Annotated in this window: 15 protein-coding genes; 8 read left to right on the top strand and 7 right to left on the bottom strand. The window is 35.0% G+C overall.

Annotated elements, in window-relative coordinates; genetic code table 11:
• Window positions 1-22: 22 nt before the first annotated feature.
• Together DLD54_RS03485 and comGA are read right to left on the bottom strand one after the other, a co-directional pair.
• Window positions 23-1,027 (bottom strand): type II secretion system F family protein, encoded by a 1,005-nt coding sequence (locus DLD54_RS03485; RefSeq protein WP_109918239.1) that lies wholly within the window; start codon window positions 1,025-1,027, stop codon window positions 23-25.
• Entirely contained in the window at window positions 993-1,967 is a 975-nt protein-coding gene (gene comGA / locus DLD54_RS03480) for a competence type IV pilus ATPase ComGA (protein WP_109918238.1), read from the bottom strand. Before comGA ends, DLD54_RS03485 begins: the two co-directional genes overlap by 35 nt.
• Before the next feature lie 1,282 nt (window positions 1,968-3,249).
• Here comGA and DLD54_RS03475 point away from each other — a divergent pair.
• A complete protein-coding gene (locus tag DLD54_RS03475; RefSeq protein WP_109918237.1) occupies window positions 3,250-3,591 on the top strand; it encodes a helix-turn-helix domain-containing protein in 342 nt (113 codons plus the stop codon).
• A gap of 61 nt (window positions 3,592-3,652) precedes the next feature.
• Here the strand turns inward: DLD54_RS03475 and DLD54_RS03470 are convergent, their stop codons facing one another.
• Complete coding sequence (locus DLD54_RS03470; protein WP_109918236.1) at window positions 3,653-4,381, bottom strand: YebC/PmpR family DNA-binding transcriptional regulator; 729 nt, start codon at window positions 4,379-4,381, stop codon at window positions 3,653-3,655.
• 263 nt (window positions 4,382-4,644) lie between these two features.
• On the opposite strand from DLD54_RS03470, the gene DLD54_RS03465 reads away from it, so the two are divergent.
• From DLD54_RS03465 to DLD54_RS03435, 7 genes are all read left to right on the top strand, one after another.
• On the top strand, window positions 4,645-6,252 hold the full coding sequence (locus DLD54_RS03465; RefSeq protein WP_370448311.1) for an APC family permease: 1,608 nt from the start codon (window positions 4,645-4,647) through the stop codon (window positions 6,250-6,252).
• A 158-nt stretch (window positions 6,253-6,410) separates the two neighbouring features.
• Window positions 6,411-7,223, top strand: a complete 813-nt coding sequence (locus DLD54_RS03460) for a Cof-type HAD-IIB family hydrolase (protein WP_038522062.1) — start codon at window positions 6,411-6,413, stop codon at window positions 7,221-7,223.
• A gap of 43 nt (window positions 7,224-7,266) precedes the next feature.
• Window positions 7,267-7,968, top strand: coding sequence for an ABC transporter ATP-binding protein (locus DLD54_RS03455; protein WP_038522059.1), 702 nt, complete (start codon window positions 7,267-7,269; stop codon window positions 7,966-7,968).
• A 12-nt stretch (window positions 7,969-7,980) separates the two neighbouring features.
• A complete protein-coding gene (locus DLD54_RS03450; RefSeq protein WP_109918234.1) occupies window positions 7,981-10,773 on the top strand; it encodes an FtsX-like permease family protein in 2,793 nt (930 codons plus the stop codon).
• A 196-nt stretch (window positions 10,774-10,969) separates the two neighbouring features.
• Window positions 10,970-11,734 carry an ABC transporter ATP-binding protein gene (locus DLD54_RS03445; RefSeq protein ID WP_109918233.1) on the top strand — a complete coding sequence of 255 codons (765 nt, stop codon included), beginning with the start codon at window positions 10,970-10,972 and terminating at the stop codon, window positions 11,732-11,734.
• Window positions 11,735-11,736: 2 nt separating this feature from the next.
• The gene (locus DLD54_RS03440) at window positions 11,737-12,468 is read left to right on the top strand and encodes a multidrug ABC transporter permease (RefSeq protein ID WP_038522051.1); all 732 of its coding nucleotides are present in this window, start codon (window positions 11,737-11,739) and stop codon (window positions 12,466-12,468) included.
• On the top strand, window positions 12,468-13,187 hold the full coding sequence (locus DLD54_RS03435; protein WP_109918232.1) for an antibiotic transporter permease: 720 nt from the start codon (window positions 12,468-12,470) through the stop codon (window positions 13,185-13,187). The genes DLD54_RS03440 and DLD54_RS03435 overlap by 1 nt, the downstream gene beginning before the upstream one ends.
• 62 nt (window positions 13,188-13,249) lie before the next feature.
• Here DLD54_RS03435 and DLD54_RS03430 read toward each other — a convergent pair whose 3' ends face one another.
• The 4 genes from DLD54_RS03430 to DLD54_RS03415 form a co-directional block, all read right to left on the bottom strand.
• Window positions 13,250-15,157, bottom strand: a complete 1,908-nt coding sequence (locus DLD54_RS03430; protein WP_109918231.1) for a copper-translocating P-type ATPase — start codon at window positions 15,155-15,157, stop codon at window positions 13,250-13,252.
• 14 nt (window positions 15,158-15,171) lie between these two features.
• Window positions 15,172-15,543 carry a cupredoxin domain-containing protein gene (locus tag DLD54_RS03425; RefSeq protein WP_109918230.1) on the bottom strand — a complete coding sequence of 124 codons (372 nt, stop codon included), beginning with the start codon at window positions 15,541-15,543 and terminating at the stop codon, window positions 15,172-15,174.
• 135 nt (window positions 15,544-15,678) lie between these two features.
• The gene (locus DLD54_RS03420) at window positions 15,679-15,882 is read right to left on the bottom strand and encodes a hypothetical protein (RefSeq protein ID WP_038522038.1); all 204 of its coding nucleotides are present in this window, start codon (window positions 15,880-15,882) and stop codon (window positions 15,679-15,681) included.
• A gap of 105 nt (window positions 15,883-15,987) precedes the next feature.
• Entirely contained in the window at window positions 15,988-16,770 is a 783-nt protein-coding gene (locus tag DLD54_RS03415) for an ABC transporter permease (RefSeq protein WP_109918229.1), read from the bottom strand.
• Window position 16,771 lies beyond the last annotated feature (1 nt).

Raw genomic sequence — 16,771 nt, 5'->3', positions numbered from 1 at the left:
TATTTACTCCTAATTCAATATCTTAAATTGATTGCATCATGGCATAAATTGGTAGTAATAGTTTTAAATACATGCCAATAATACATAAGCCAATCAAAATGAAACAAACTGGTTGCACGTTAACAATCAACTTCTCAATTTTTTGTGCTAAATCATTAAAAAGCGCCTTACCTAACAACAAAAATCTTTTGCTTAAATCCTCTTTCGTTGAACCTGCTTCTATTAACAAAATTAGTTCATTAGGTAAAAATGGCTCTTTTTTAATGATCTCATTTGGACTCATCCCTTTAGCCAGCTGTTTACTTACTTTTAATCCAACATGATGTTGCAAAGAACCCTCAAGTTGTGAAACAGCATAATCACAGATTTTTTGCAGAGAAAAGCCACTAGCCAATAGTAGTCCTACGTCATAAATCAAAATATATTTCACGTATATTTTGATTAGAGGACCAACAAGAAGAAAGTGCGAAAGCTTAACTAAAGCACTATAATCCTGTCTTTTTAATAAAAGCATTATTTTACTCATAAAATAAAGTATAATCATGCATAATACTAGTAATAATAAAAGCATGATGTCCCCTGTATGCTCGTCTGTTTCGGCAAATTGATTAGATACAAAAGTTTGCATAAATAGCAACAGAAAAATCATCATCATTACTAAAACAAATGGATAAGTCATTTCAGATTTTAATTTCTTAACTTGCTCATTTTTCAAACGATTTAACGTTGCAATTTGTGTCAAGCAATCAATCAAATTTCCCTGTTCTAGAGATAATTCAATCTGTGTCGCAATTGTTTTGGAAAAGCCCAAATTTAACATTTCGGTACTTAACTTTTTACCTGCTTGAATCTGCTTATTCAACTGCTCAAATAAATTTTTGCGTTTTGGCCATATTATCGGCATCATTTCCAGGCTGGCATTTAGTGAAAAACCGTTTGCCAAACTGTTTTGAAGATATTCCAGAAATTCTAACCGTTCTTTATTATTTAACTTATCCTTCCTGATATTGGTTACATACTTGCGCACTAATTTTTCCTCTCTTTTGCAGTTGGGTTAAATTCTGGTGCCAATTGACGTAATTGCCCCGCTTAGCCATATTGATGTCTGCTTGAAGTTCTGGACCACTAGCAATATCCATTAAGCAGGAAAAGCCATCGGTGGTCGGTAAAAGCCGTTGATAACTAACGGCCGTCAGACAGTTAAACAGATCTGCAGTGCTGATATTTAAACTTTCAAGTCTTGAAATGGTTTGCAAAGTACTCTTAGCATGAACCGTAGCTAAAACAAGATGACCGCTTAATGCAGCATCAACAGCTAATCTTGCCGTGATAGCATTCCTAATTTCCCCTATAATCAAAATATCAGGTCTATGCCTTAATGCTGCTTCGAGTAGTCCAGAGTAAGTAATATCCGCAGTTAAGTTCACTTGAGTTTGGATAAAGCTTGCTTCATGAATTTCCACCGGATCTTCAATTGTCATTACTACTTTATTTTGACCAGCTATTTTGGCCAAGTTATACATTGTTGTAGTTTTACCTGATCCTGTCGGACCACTGGTAATTAGCAGTCCCCTTTTTTCAGTTAAAGCTTTCAACTGGTCAATCTGGCTGTTAAAAAAGTACTTACCCTTATCAATTTGATAGATAATTCTAATAACTAAGGACTCGCAGTCGTTAAAGTCCCCAATACTTGATAAGCGAAGAAAGTAAGTCTTAGCTTGAAATTCATACTCAAAAGCACCTACTTGTGGTCTACGATGTTCAGCAATATCCATTTGCGCCGCGAACTTTAAAAAATTGATTAATTCCTTTCCTTCATTTACTGCATATTGGGTCTGCTTTGTTATGCCTTTTATTGTGCGTAAATTGACTAGTAAATTATTTTCGCGCAATAAAAAGAAAATATCACTTGCATGCTTAGTTATTGCTTCCTCAATTAAATTATTGACAGCGTCTTTAATCCTCATAAATGCCCCCTTCTTTTTGCTGACACTGATAATTACGCAAAAAAAACAAAAGATTTTTCTAAAATTAAAATGTTTTTGGGGCTAACACAAATAATTATATATTCAGCAGCTCAATTTCTATTTTTTATTTCATACAAAAAGCAACACTTTCGTGTTGCTTTTATCCATTAAATACCGATTCTTACTGCGATTTTAAAAACATACTTATTTAGATAGAAAAATTTTTTATTATATGAATAAACACTAAGAATAATAAAATTAGATCTTCACAGATAATGAGTTGATATTTAAGGTTGGAACTTATTGGCATCACTCCCTTTTCTATTTAATAATTTTAGAGGTAAGCATAATTAAGCCAAAAAGTAATAAATTTTTATTCTCAAATTAAAATTACTATTAGCTTTTACTTAGTTAAGGAAAGAAACTCTGTCAGGTTCAAGTCTATTTTTGCAGTCTCAATTATCAATTTCGCATAATAATATTAGGTACTACATTTCGCATATAATTTTTTATTAAAAGCATTATTTAAGCATTATCAAGAGTGAAATAAAGTTATTCCCAATTTTTAATTCATCCTCATAGCAAATTTTTTATTAATCTTTAAAAGTCTATTTTTTATTATTAGTTTTAACTAAAAATAACATCTTAATGTCTTTTTATTCTCAAATTTTCACCTTATTATCTACTGTTATAAGTATTATAAAAAGAGACTGATTAATTTTAGCTATAATAAATACATATATAATATTTTTTGATAAAATATTGATTAGCAATCTAAGTTGTAATCAAATAAACTTGATTACAGCCTAAGCCAACTAGTAGAATTGTTACAATTCAAAAATTATATGCTAGGTAAAAAGAATATGTAAAAATTCATTAGTTGTGATTGCTAATCAATACATTGCAATAAAACATTTTTTATTGCTATTTTGTCTCTTTGTATATATCATTAACAAAGAAGTAAAAACTATTAAAAATTTTTTATTTGGCCCAGATATTATTAAATATGAACATTTTAATTTAACATATCTTATTTAGGCTACTACTGACCTCCCGTTCTTTTTTATTGCAATATTTAATATTGCTTTTTCTACTACCACAAGTGATACTATATAGGTATATAAAAAAGTAGTCGATGTTGAACGCAGACTGCTAAATTAGTTAACACGATGATAAAAATCGTGCCGACCACTATGTGGATGGTTTTATTATATTACCATATTTGATAGCGGTCAAGAATGAAAGCAATCATTTGTGATACTTTTTTTAAGGAAGAATTTGAATGAATGTATATTCGCGTATTTTTGATACCGCTAAAAAACATGGCATGTCTATTAAAGAACTTGCTAGAAAAGCCCAAATTGGTGAAAATAGTATTTATAGGTGGAAAACTATCAAACCCTCCACGCAATCTTTGACCAAAGTAGCTCGACAATTGCATGTTTCTACTGATTATTTATTAGGTCAAGAAGAAAGCAGTAATAAAAAAGATTGCCTAGATATAGCTGATAAAAATGCCCAGTTATTATATGAAGGTCAACATGTTCCTGAAAAATATGTCAACATGCTCCGCTTTATTATGGAAGAAGATCGTGCGGAAAAAACAAAAACTTCCAAAAATTAAGTAAAAAAATTCTCCAGAATTGAATAATCAATTCTAGAGAACTAATCAAATAAGATTTTACTTAATCTTCCTCAGCTGCCGCTGTATATACATTTTGAACATCTTCATCATCTTCGAGAGCATCTACCAAATGATCAAATTGTTCTTTTTTATCATCTGGCACAGGTGTTGTATTTGCAGGAATCATAGTTAACTCTGCATTAGCCAGCTTATATCCGTCCTTTTCAAGCGCATCACGTACTTTTGCAAATTGTTTGGGATCGGTGTAAATTTCGTATGCATCATCGCTTGTTTGCAAGTCATCGCCACCTGCATCCATTACATCAAGCAACATCTGGTCTTCATCAGCATCAGTGGTAGAACGATCTATCACGATATAACCACGACGATTAAACATATAGGCAACAGAACCAGTTGCGCCTAATGAGCCACCATTACGAGTAAATGCAACTCTGACTGCGGAAGCAGTTCGATTTTTGTTATCGGTTAATGCTTCAACAAATATTGCTACACCGCCTGGAGCATAGCCTTCATAAGTAATTTCATCATAATGCTCGTCTGAATTTCCTTCAGCCTTTTTAATGGCACGATCAATATTAGATTTAGGCATGTTATTTGCATGGGCCTTATCCATTACCATACGCAAATTAGGATTTCCGGAAGGGTCAGGACCACCATTCTTTGCAGCCATATAAATTTCACGAGATAATTTTTGGAAAATTTTACCCCTCTTTGCGTCTTGCGCATTCTTGCGGCCTTGAATATTATGCCATTTTGAATGTCCTGACATTTAAGAATCCTTCTTTCTTTTGATAGCGTATTAACGATATTATCTTACCGCATGAAGCTATAAATTTCAATACTAGCAATCATCCCCAACAAATTTTTAAAATTTTTCTGAATTCGTTTTCTTTAAAATAGTTTACTTTGCTACTAGTCAACTTTTTATTTAATTAGTAAAATAAAAACATTAGTTAATTTTCAAAGGAGAGAACTTTAGTGGAGGAAATAAATTCAAATAAAAAATATATTTCTTGGCCAATATTAACACTCATGGCCTTTTGTACTGTGATTGGCTTAGACGATATCATGTACAACTTTCAAAACCAAGGAATGCCGGTTGTTACCTCATGGGTTATCATGTGTTTATTCTATGTCATTCCCTATTCATTAATGGTAGGCCAACTTGGTTCAGTTTTTAACAGCGAAGGCGGAGGTCTTTCATCTTGGGTTCGTGGAACCAACGGGGAATTTTTGGGCTACTTTACAGCCTGGACTTACTGGGCTGCCTCTATTCCTTATGCTGTTGATTCAGCTAACGAAATTATAGTTGATATTGGCTGGGCTTTAACGGGTTCTGAAAAGTTTCAGAGTCAAATTTCTAACACTAAATTTGCTTTAATGACATTTGCCATGTTCATCATTTTTATCATCATCGAGCATTACTTTTCACATTCAATGGAAGTATTGTCAACTATTGGCGGTGGCTTAATGTTGATCATGACCTTAATGTTTGTTTTCTTGGCTTTCGTCGGTTTAGCAAAGTCTGGTGGACATATGGCAACGCAGCCATTCACTTGGCGCACACTGATTCCCAAGTTTGATATGCATTACTGGACTACCATTGCAATGCTTATTTATGCTTTAAATGGTTGTGAGCTGGTAGCTCCTTACGTTACGAAAATGAAAAAACCAAAATCTGATTTTCCTAAAGCAATGGTTGCCTTAGCAATCATGACTATTTTTCTGACAGTTTTTGGTTCATTTGCACTGGGAATTTATTTTAATAGTTATCACATTCCAAACGACTTAAAGATGAATGGCGCCTATTACGTTTTTGACATGGTAGGACACCAATATGGTATGGGCAAAACTTTACTTTATGTTTGGGCGTGGACTTCTGTCTTTTATAACGCCGCATTGTTAGCCGTATTACTTGACGCAATGACCAGAATGTTAATTTCAGATACTGGCGACAAGTACATGCCTAAATTCTTACAGAAAAAAGACAAAAACGGTCTGCCGATTAACGGCTACGTTTTAACCGTTTCTCTTTCAGCTTTCATTATGCTTTTAGGAATCTTTTTACCAGATATGAATGATATCTTCAATTGGCTGTTAAACCTGAATGGTATTATTTCACCGGGAGTTACTTGCTGGATCTTCTTCTCTTTCATGCAAATTAGAAAGAACTCCGCCAAATTTACTTCTGATTATGTCTTTATCAAGAATGACAAATTGGCATATTTAGCTGGTCTGTTCTTATTAATAGTTACTGCCGCAGCCACTATTTTAGGTATTGCACCACAAGATATTAAAAAATTCAGTGGTTATTGGTGGTATGAATTAATCATCAATATCATTGCTATTATTGTCTTAATTGGTCTGGGAGTAATTTTGCCAAGTATCAGACGCCGTGAAGAAGAATATGGCATTGCGTTTAGTCGTAGACAATGGAGCGTAATGTTTGTCCTCATAATTGGTTCAATCATATTTGATCTCTACTTGGGCGAAAAGAATTCTTTATTCAATAATGCAGCGATCAGCTTAGGACAAGTTAAAATCGGAATGAATATTGCTTTGATTGTCTTAGAAACAGTTTTGGCAATTCTCTTATGCTGGCTTGTCGGTAGAAAAAAGCCTGTACAAATTAATAAATAAATATTGTAGTTTATCAGCCTGCGAAATCATTTCGATTTCGCAGGTTTTTCTTCAGCTTCTAAAAATAAAAATACTGGTCGTTAATTCAAGTGGACCAGTTAAAATATTAAAGTTTCTACTATATAATAGTAATAGAAAAATAAGTTAAGGAGAGTTCAATGAATAATATTCCTTTTAAAGCAGTAGCTGTTGATATGGATGGTACCTTTGAAAATGATGAAAAAAATTTTGATCATCAAAGATTCGAAAAAGTCCTAACTAAATTACGACAAAACCACGTTCATTTTATTGTTTCAAGTGGCAGACCCCTATCGCGTTTACGGCAGGATTTTTATGATTTTTTGGATCGGATTGACATAGTGGCTGATAACGGTTCAATTTTGACCAAAGATAATAAAATTATTGTACGGCATGTTTTTACTTATAAAACTGGCATAAAGCTTATTAGTTTTATACAAAATAATTATCCGCAAATTCGGATTGCTGCAAGTGGTCTGAACAAATCATATATCAGTAAGAAAGCTCCACGTTATTTTAAAAATTCTATGCATTATTTTTATCCCGATGTGGATGAAATTGGCAACTTGGTAGATATTCCTACCAGCGATAGCTTGACCAAACTAACTCTTGAATGTTCGGCGGAACTTGCTCGCGAGCTGGAAAGAAAGTTTAACCAAACAAATGCTGAAAGAATTCACTGTACAACCAGTGGTTTTAATAATATTGATGTAATGCCCAGCAGAGTTAATAAAGGGCAAGGCATTAAATATTTTTTGCGATATTTCAATGTTAAGCCTTCTGAATTAATTGCTTTTGGGGATGGGCTTAATGATCGTGAAATGATTGAACTGGCAGGATTTAGTTATGCTATGAAAAATGGTCATGAGGAACTTAAAAAAATTGCTAAATACGAAGCACCTTCTAATAATGATATGGGCGTTTTGCAAGTATTAGAAAGCTACCTAGACTAAAATAACTATATAGAAGAAAAAGATTTAATAAGGACCTGTTTTCATGAGTTATATTGATGTACGACACAACTATAAACGTTATCAAACTGGTGATACTGAAATATTAGCCAACAACGATGTAAGTTTTACTGTTGAAAAAGGTGAATTAGCCATCATTTTAGGTGCCTCCGGTGCGGGAAAATCTACTATTTTAAATATCCTAGGCGGAATGGATACCAATACCTCTGGTGATGTAATAATTGATGGTAAAAATATTGCTAAATATAATAAACGTGAACTAACTGGTTATCGGCGCAGCGATATTGGTTTTGTGTTTCAATTTTATAATCTTATTCAAAATTTGACGGCAAGAGAAAATGTTGAACTAGCATCAGAAATAGTTCCTGACGCACTTGATCCTGTAAAAACACTGATTGATGTTGGTCTTAAAAACCGGATTAATAATTTCCCAGCTGAACTTTCCGGTGGCGAGCAGCAAAGAGTAGCGATTGCTCGTGCAATTGCGAAGAATCCTAAAATTTTGCTTTGTGATGAACCAACCGGAGCCCTTGATTATCAGACTGGTAAGAGCGTTTTACAGACCATCATTAACATGAGCCACAACAATAAAACAACAGTCGTAATAGTTACGCACAACAGTGCTTTGGCTCCCCTAGCTAATCGTGTGATCCATTTTCATGACGGTCAAGTTACCCAGATTGACACAAACCAGCATCCAGAAGATGTCGCTAATATAAAATGGTAGAAAAGGTTGATCATGAATAACGTAATTTTAAAAGATTTTTGGCGGTCAATTAAACATACTAAGGGACAATTCATATCAATTATGGGCTTAATGATGATTGGTGCATTTGCCCTAGTGGGCTTGATGGTCACTGGTCCCGACATGCGTGACACTGGGAATCACTATGCGCAAAAATTAAATACCGCTGACTTAACTGTTATTTGCAACTATGGTCTGGATCACAAGGATACTCAAAAAATTAAGCAAACTAAGGGTCTGCAAGACGTTGAATTTGGCTATATGACAGATACGGTTATCAAACATAGCCATGAAAGTTTTCGCATTTTTTCAAAGCCAAAATTAGTAGGTAAATATGAAGTGCGTCAAGGTCATTTACCTGCCAAGCAAAATGAAATTGCTTTGGCCGATCACTATTCTTCCCGCTACAAAATTGGGCAAAAAATTAGTTTCACTGAAAAGAAAAATATTTTAGGGACCACATTACTAAAACGTAAAAGTTTTAAGATCACTGGTTTCGTGCGCTCAAGCCAAATTTTATCCAACGTTAATTTAGGCCAAAGTAATAGTGGTACAGGTGAACTTAAAGGATACGCTGTAGTTAGCCCCAAGGCATTTGACCAGACAGTTTATACTACTGCCAATTTAAGATATAAAGATTTACGTGGACTTGATTCATACGGTAAAACTTACACCAGTAAAGTCAAAAAACATAAAAAAGTTTTGCAAAACGCTCTTAAAAATAGTGCTCATCAAAGAAAACAAAGAATTTTAAATTCTGCGCAAGAAAAATTAGCTCCTCAGGAAAAGAAAATCCAACGTGCCGAGCAAAAAATAAAAGTGGCAAATCAACAAATTAATGCGGCTGAAAAACAATTAGCAACTCAGAAGGCTAAACTAAATACGCAAATAGCACAGGCAAAAAACGCAGGTACAAATTTACCAGCCACTGCCAGAATGCAGCTTGAACGAGCTCAACAGGAAATTGCTGCAGGCGAACAAAAGCTGCAGCAAGAAAAAAGGCAATTTTCCCATCAATCGGCCGTTGCCACTGAGAAAATAAAAGCTGGCAAAAATAAGATCAATAAGATAAAGAGTAAGTTAAAAAAGCTAGAGCTACCAAACTACAGCGTATATAACAGGCGTGAGGTTCCGGGTGGTGAAGGAAATCTAGTCTACACAACTGTTGCACAAGTAGTAGAAGATCTGGCTAAAGTGTTCCCGATTTTTCTCTACTTTGTTGCTGCTCTTGTTACCTTTACCACCATGAACCGTTTTATTGATGAGGAAAGAATTAACTCCGGTACAATGAAAGCATTGGGCTATGACGATTATGTCATCATCAATAAATTTATTGCCTATGGCTTTATTTCCGGCACAATCGGTACTATTTTAGGCGTTTATTTAGGTCATACTTTGATGCCCCAGATTGTTTATCATGCCTATTACAAATCTATCACGATACCGCCAATCGAATTACACTTTCATTGGCAAATTAGTATAATCGCTCTTTTGTTATCCTGGATCAGTTCAGTTTTGCCTGCTTACTTGACTGCTAAGAATGAATTTAGGGAAAAACCAGCTGCACTGCTATTGCCAAAGCCGCCAGCAGCCGGTTCTACAATTCTACTGGAAAAAATTTCTTTTATTTGGAACCATCTTAGTTTTACCCATAAGGTTACTGCGCGTAATATTTTTAGGTATAAGAAGCGCATGTTAATGACAATTTTTGGCGTTTGTGGTGCCGCTACAATGCTATTTGCCGGATTTGCAGTTAAAAATTCGATCACTAATATGAATAACAGGCAATTCAATGATCTTATTCACTACAACATGATTGTGGCAGAAAAACCTGGCATTTCCGATCAGCAAGAAAAAAGTTTAAGTAAGAAATTACAAGCTGGCAGCATTAAGTCGGAAACCCCTATTTATTATGAATCCTTGTCTAAAACTGCTGGTAAAACCGGTGACACTCAAGATATCACGTTAATTGCTCCTTCTTCCAGTAAAGTCTTAAAGGATTATGTTCATTTAAATAACCGTAAAACAAAACAGACCCTTCATTTAAGTAATAACGGCGTAATCATTTCTGAACGCCTTTCTACCCTGCTTAATGTGAGTGAAGGCGGCTATATCTCAATCACAGATAAAGATAACCACGTTAGAAAAATGAAAGTAGCTGGTATCACAGAGATGTATATGGGGCATTTTGTTTTCATGAACAAAACAGAATACCAGCGAGTCTTTAAACGTAATTTCAAATCTAATGCCTATCTGGTTAATTTAAAGAATTCGAGTCGCAAGAACACGAGAAAAATGGCCGCACAATTTATGGCACTAAACGGCGTGGCAGGAGTTGTCCAAAATACAGCAGTTAGCCAAGAATTAGACGTTGTAGTGCAATCTTTAAACTTGATTATGGTTGTTTTAATAGTGGTTGCAGGTCTGCTAGCAATTGTTATCCAATATAATTTAACTAATATCAACATTGCTGAAAGAATACGTGAACTTTCAACTATTAAAGTTTTAGGTTTCTACGATAATGAAGTTACCATGTATATCTACCGTGAAACCATTTTGTTAACAGTAATTGGTATTTTGGTAGGCTATTTGACTGGTGATTTGCTCTATCGCTATATTCTTTATGTTGTTCCACCTGATAATGTCATGTTTAATCCAGCATTATCAACGTCTAGTTTTCTTTGGCCACTGGGAGTTATCGGGACAATTACTATTGTTTTAGGCTTTATCGTGAATAGAAAACTTAAGAATTTGGACATGCTGGAAGCTTTAAAGTCAGTGGATTAAATTGTAATGCTCTTTTGACAAAGAGCATTATTTTTATTTCTTTATAAAAATATTAAATTAAACTAAAATTATGCTATAATTGTTTTATTAGATTTAATGTTCATGAAAAGATCTTCAAATTAACCTGTATACGAAATATTTATCATCCTTCCTTTTTAAATGATAAAGTTACTACAAATTAATTTTGGAGAAAAAATTGAATAATATTTTACAAGTTAAACATTTAAAAGAAACCTATAAGGATAAAAAGCAGGAATTTCAAGCTTTAGATGATGTTTCTTTTACAATTGACCAAGGAGAAATACTGGCGCTTTTAGGCCCTAATGGTGCTGGAAAAACTACTATTGTCTCAATCATTGGCGGTTATTTAATCCCTACTTCCGGCCGTGTGATTTTGAATGGTCAAGATATTACCACTGCACGAAAGAGACCAAACATTGGCGTTTCTTTTGGTGGTGATTTAGGTTTTTACCGTAACGCTACAGCCAAGCAAAATTTACAATTTTTTGCGGACTTGGCTAAGGTACCCTTCCGCAAGCAGAATAAAGAAATTGAACGTGTTCTGTCAATTGTTGACCTTCTAAATGTTGCCAATAAAAAAGTGGGAGAATTTTCTAAAGGAATGACGCAAAGACTGCATATAGCGCGCTCTTTGCTCAATAATCCTAATCTATTGCTCTTGGATGAACCCACAAGTGGTCTTGATGTTGAAATTGCACAGAGTGTGCAGAATACAATTAAAAGTCTGTCTGACTCGGGTATTAGTATTTTATTAACCAGTCATACTATGTCCGAAGTTGAAAAATTGGCTAAACGGGTAGTCATTTTAGGTGCAGGAAAAGTATTTTTCACCGGCACCATTAATACTGTTTTTGGCTTAGCTGAAAAAGAAATAAACCAAAAACCTAAAAATTTAGAAGAAGCCTACTTAGCTTTAGCGCCTAAATTAAGGAGGAAATAAAAATGCGTTTTATTCGTCTTTTCCTCTTTCATGTTAAAGATTATCTTTCAGATCAATATTTTGTCTGGTTGACGATTACAAGTACTACTTCTATTTTTTTAATGCAATATATTATGGCGTATGCTACACATAATTTGGATAATACACAAATATGGCTCCAAAGCGGTATTTTTGGAATGTGGACTTCTTGTACAACCGTTGCCGGTTGCATCAGTTTTGAACGTTACAAAGGAACGCTGCCATATTTATTAAACAGCCAGTATGATGAAAGAGCTTCGTTAATTACCTTGCTTTTGCCTGCATCCAGCTATGGCCTGTTTTCGTTTCCGATTGCATTTATTCTGGCAAAAATTTTAGGAGCAGCTACTGGTACAGTTTCTCTTTACATTATTTTATTAATTTTGCTAATGTGGGTCGGTTGTGCAGTAATGGGCATCTTAATTTCATCTTTTCTAACTCTGTCACCAAATGCAATGGTCTATGAGAGCTTAATTGGAACCCCCATATTATTATTAGCAGGATTATTCGGCAATGATACCGTTTTAGGGCCATTAACCAACGTATCACAGTGGTTTATTCCAATCACGGCACCAATTGCTGCTTTATCCCATAATAAAAGTCTCAACTGGTCTTCTTATTTCTGCAGTTTACTTCTTTGGATTGTATTAATTGTGGTTATTGTCAGAAAAATTAATGACCTGGTAAGAAGGAAAGGAGCTCTGAAAATTATCTAATGTTTGCTACACAGTTCTCGGGCCTTTCATTTCTGAATAATTGGCGGACAAAGCTGACTTACTTTTTCATCACACCAATGATTAGTTTGGCCCTGTTAGTATTAATTAATATGCAATATTCTAATCAATTTAATTGGGGAGTTGCTATTAGTTCAATTGCAATATCTGCAGCTGTACTTACTCTTGAAACATTTTGTTCAGCTGTGATTAACGATGCTAATTTAAGAATTGACTTTGAATTAATTGCCAAAAAACCTTTCAGTTTCAGATATTGGCTTACTAAGTGCATTGTTGCCCTTATTATAGGAAGCACTTTAGCACTGATTAACCTTTTTCTCTTGTACTTAGTAGGTGCGCCTTTAGTCATTATTGGACGAGCTTTACTCATGCTGCCGCTTTTATGTCTTTATGGCTGCGCTTTAGGTTTTGTATCTTGGGCTATTTCCTGGCAAATGAATGATCCCTATTTTTTAGAGAATATTATCAGTAGTATAGCCGAATTAGTCTCAGGAGTGCTAGTTGTAATTTCAGCTTATCCTGATTGGTTAAAAGCAATTTCTTTTTTATTCCCCTTTTCAGAACAAGTTACTTATATCAAAACGGGTGATGCTAACCTAACTTATAGTGTATTTATTACCTTTATTTGGCTTATAATTGGCATTTTAGCTTATATTTTTCAAATCAAGCCTGTTTTAGCTAAAGGAAAACATCATTATTAAGGCTTACACAGTAAAAAAGAGCGGTTGAATATTTTTCAACCGCCCTTTTTGTTTTTAACATCCTATATTTTGGCTTTGCCTAATAAAACTGAACTAATTACAACTGATAGTGAACTAAATGCCATAGCCAGGCCAGCTATTTCTGGACTAAGAGTAAGACCAACGCCAGCAAACACACCAGCTGCAACCGGTATACCTAAAACGTTATAAATGAAAGCCCAAAACAGATTTAACTTTATCCTGTTAAAAGTCTTACGGCTAAGCTTCAAAGCCCGCACAACGTCTTCAAGATCGTTTTTAATTAGCACAATACCACCTGCATCGATGGCGACATCGGTACCGGAACCCATGGCAATACCAACATCTGCTTGGGTCAAAGCCGGGGCATCATTGATGCCATCACCCACAAAAGCCACATGATGCTTTTTCTGCAGTTTTTTAATAGCATCTGCTTTATCAACCGGTAAAACTTCAGCTATTACTTGATCAATACCAACTTGCCCAGCTATTGCATCAGCTACTTGCTGATTATCACCTGTCAGCATTACGGTTTTCAACCCTAATTGGTGCAAGTCACTTATTGCCTGTTTAGCATTTTCTTTGGGAGCATCTTGAATTGCAATTAAGCCAATTACTCTTTCATCTTGAGCAACCGCAATTACAGTCTTTGCTTCATTTTGCAATTTCATAATGTTGGTCTTAAACTCCGCAGAAAGCTCAATTTCACTCTGATTTTTTGGACTCCCAACTAAAATTTTACTGCCAGAAACAGTGCCACTTACGCCCTGCCCTTCAACTACAGTAAAGTTTGCTACTGGTTTCAGGGTAATATCTTCTTTTTTCGCAGCAGCTAAAATGGCGGGTGCAAGAGGGTGCTCAGAAAGTTTTTCCAAACTAGCAGCAAATTGTAAAACGCTTTTTTGATCACCTACAATATCTGTTACTTGGGGCTTTCCCTTAGTAATAGTACCGGTTTTATCAAAAACAATGGTATCTATATTATTTGCAGCTTCTAAAATTTCTCCGTTTTTGATTAAAATGCCCATTTTAGCACCACGACCCGTACCCACCATTAAGGCGGTGGGTGTAGCCAAACCTAAGGCACAAGGACAGGCAATCACCATCACTGCTACCGCAAAAACTAAAGCAGTAGCGACATTTTTGCCTAGAACAATAAACCAAACCAAAAAAGTCACGATAGCAATAATTAAGACGGTAGGAACAAAGATATTTGCAACTTTATCAGTCAACTTTTGAATTGGTGCATGACTATTTTGCGCCTTTTTCACAATATCAATAATTTGGGCCAACATAGTATCATTGCCCACCTTTTGTGCTTCCATCACGAAAGATCCAGTTTGATTAATCGTCGCACCAATTACCTGATCGCCCTGGGCTTTTTTAACTGGTAAACTTTCACCGGTAACCATTGACTCATCAATATTTGAATTTCCCGAAACTATCTTGCCGTCCACGGGAACTTTTTGTCCAGGCATAACTTGTATCAAGTCGCCCTTAACAACTTTAGTTATTGGAATACTGACAAATTCATTGCCACGCTTAACCAAGGCATCCTTAGCACCCAAGTTTAATAGTTTGCCCATTGCATCTGAAGCTGTAGCACGCATTTTTTCTTCTAAGACCTGGCCGAGTAAAACAAAGGTAATTACAAAAGCAGCACTTTCAAAGAAAACTGGTTTGCCCGTAAACATCGCATAAATACTATAAACATAGGTAATTGAAGTTCCTAAGGCTACCAGTGTATCCATATTAGAATGATGTTTCTTAAAAGCCGACCATGCACTGGAAACAAACGGCCCTGCAGAAATGAGCATAATAATTGTAGTAAAAATCAGCATGGTCCATTTGCCGCCTGGCAGCATCCAACCTGTAAACGGGTGAATGATCATTTCCAGAAGCATTGGCAATGAAAGTATCAGTGACGTCCAAAAGCGTGTTGTTATCTTCATTTCTTTACCTACGCTTATTTAACAATCACTTTGCCATGAAACATATTCATACTGCATTCCCAGTCATATTCACCCGGCTTGGAAGTATCTATTTTAATTTGTTCTACTTTACCTTGAGGCAGCTTTTGATTAATACCAAAATCAGAAAAGACAACATGATCCAGACAATTGGAGGAGTCTGTTCTCTTAAAATTCAAAGTAGCCGGAACGCCCTTTTTTAAAACAACTCTTTCAGGTGAATATCCACCCTTGACTTCAATGTCAACACTTTGTTGATTGGCATTAACTTGCGCATTTGCTGCCGCCACATCATGTTTGCCGAAGAACCACCATGCAATAAAAGCAATGAGTGCAAGTCCTAAAGCTAAAGTAATGATTTTATCCATGATAATTTCTCCTTTTTTCTTCTTTAAGTTAGTGTCTACATCTGTAAACTATAATTAGTATAGATGGTTAATTTACAATTGTAAACATTAATGCTCAAAAAAAGCACTGGCTTTTGTCAGTGAAGAAAAAACTATCTAATCAGCATTGAGGCTCTGCAACCATTTTGCCAAATCTTTTTCTTCATTTAATACATGTTCCAGCTTTATATTGTCTTCCGCAGCTAATGACAGCATTAATTGCAAAAAAGCAGGTACCGAAAGTCCATGCCGATCTAAGTTATATTGTGCTTGTTTTACCGTTGCACTTGCTAAATTAATTGAGAGTACTTCATCTTTCATTTTATATTTAATCCCCAAACCTTTTTATTAAAACTAATAGACCATTTTAAAGAAATTACCTGCCGCTACGCAAGCTTTTAGCAAATAAAAAAATAACTACGTGGTCTATCTGCCAGCACCATTATATTTTTTCAAGCCCAAATTCCAGACAAAGTGATCCAAAAAAATAAAGATAACCGCCATTAGTAATTGTAATAACAAAAGTTGCCAATCTTGAGCCTGCAACAAAATTATTGTTGCAGGACAAGCTACCAGGCCAAAAGGAAGAATAAAATTAAAAATAATATTGCCTACTCCGCGGTAAATACTGGCTGGATATCTGCTCATTTGGATCATGCTTAAAAACAAATCGTTCCTGCCAAAATTAGTAGGAAACCAAAAAGCCGAAATAGTCCATAAATACCATAATGAATAGTAAAGAATGCACCCACAGATACATGAAAATATAAAACAAAGTAATTGCACTAATGTGATCTTGATATTTTGACAAGCATAAATAATTACGACTAAGCCTAAGAATGAGTTTACCAGCTGCGTAAACTCAATAGCACTAAAGAAATAATATAATTTAGTATTGATTGGTTTTAACAGGACGGAATCAAGTGTTCCCTCCCTAATATCATTTTCCATTTTGGGCATGGATTTAACCAAGAAAGCCATTAAAAAGCCATCAAGCATAGTGTAAACACCAACGAGCAATAAACATTCTTTGTATGTCCAGCCGCCAATTGTGTCAACGCTTAAATAAATCACCTTAAAAAATGCAATGGGAATACCTAACCACAGGACTGATGAAATAATACCAAAGAGTGTGTCTAATCTGAAACTCACTGTTTCCAAAAGAGCAATTTTTACCAAAGACCTGATTAACTTAAGTTTATTTCTCATC

The organism is Lactobacillus helsingborgensis, assembly GCF_003173695.1.
In the GTDB taxonomy this organism is placed as follows: domain Bacteria; phylum Bacillota; class Bacilli; order Lactobacillales; family Lactobacillaceae; genus Lactobacillus; species Lactobacillus helsingborgensis.
Note: the sequence above shows the minus strand (reverse complement) of the source record. Positions and strands in the feature narration are given on the sequence as shown.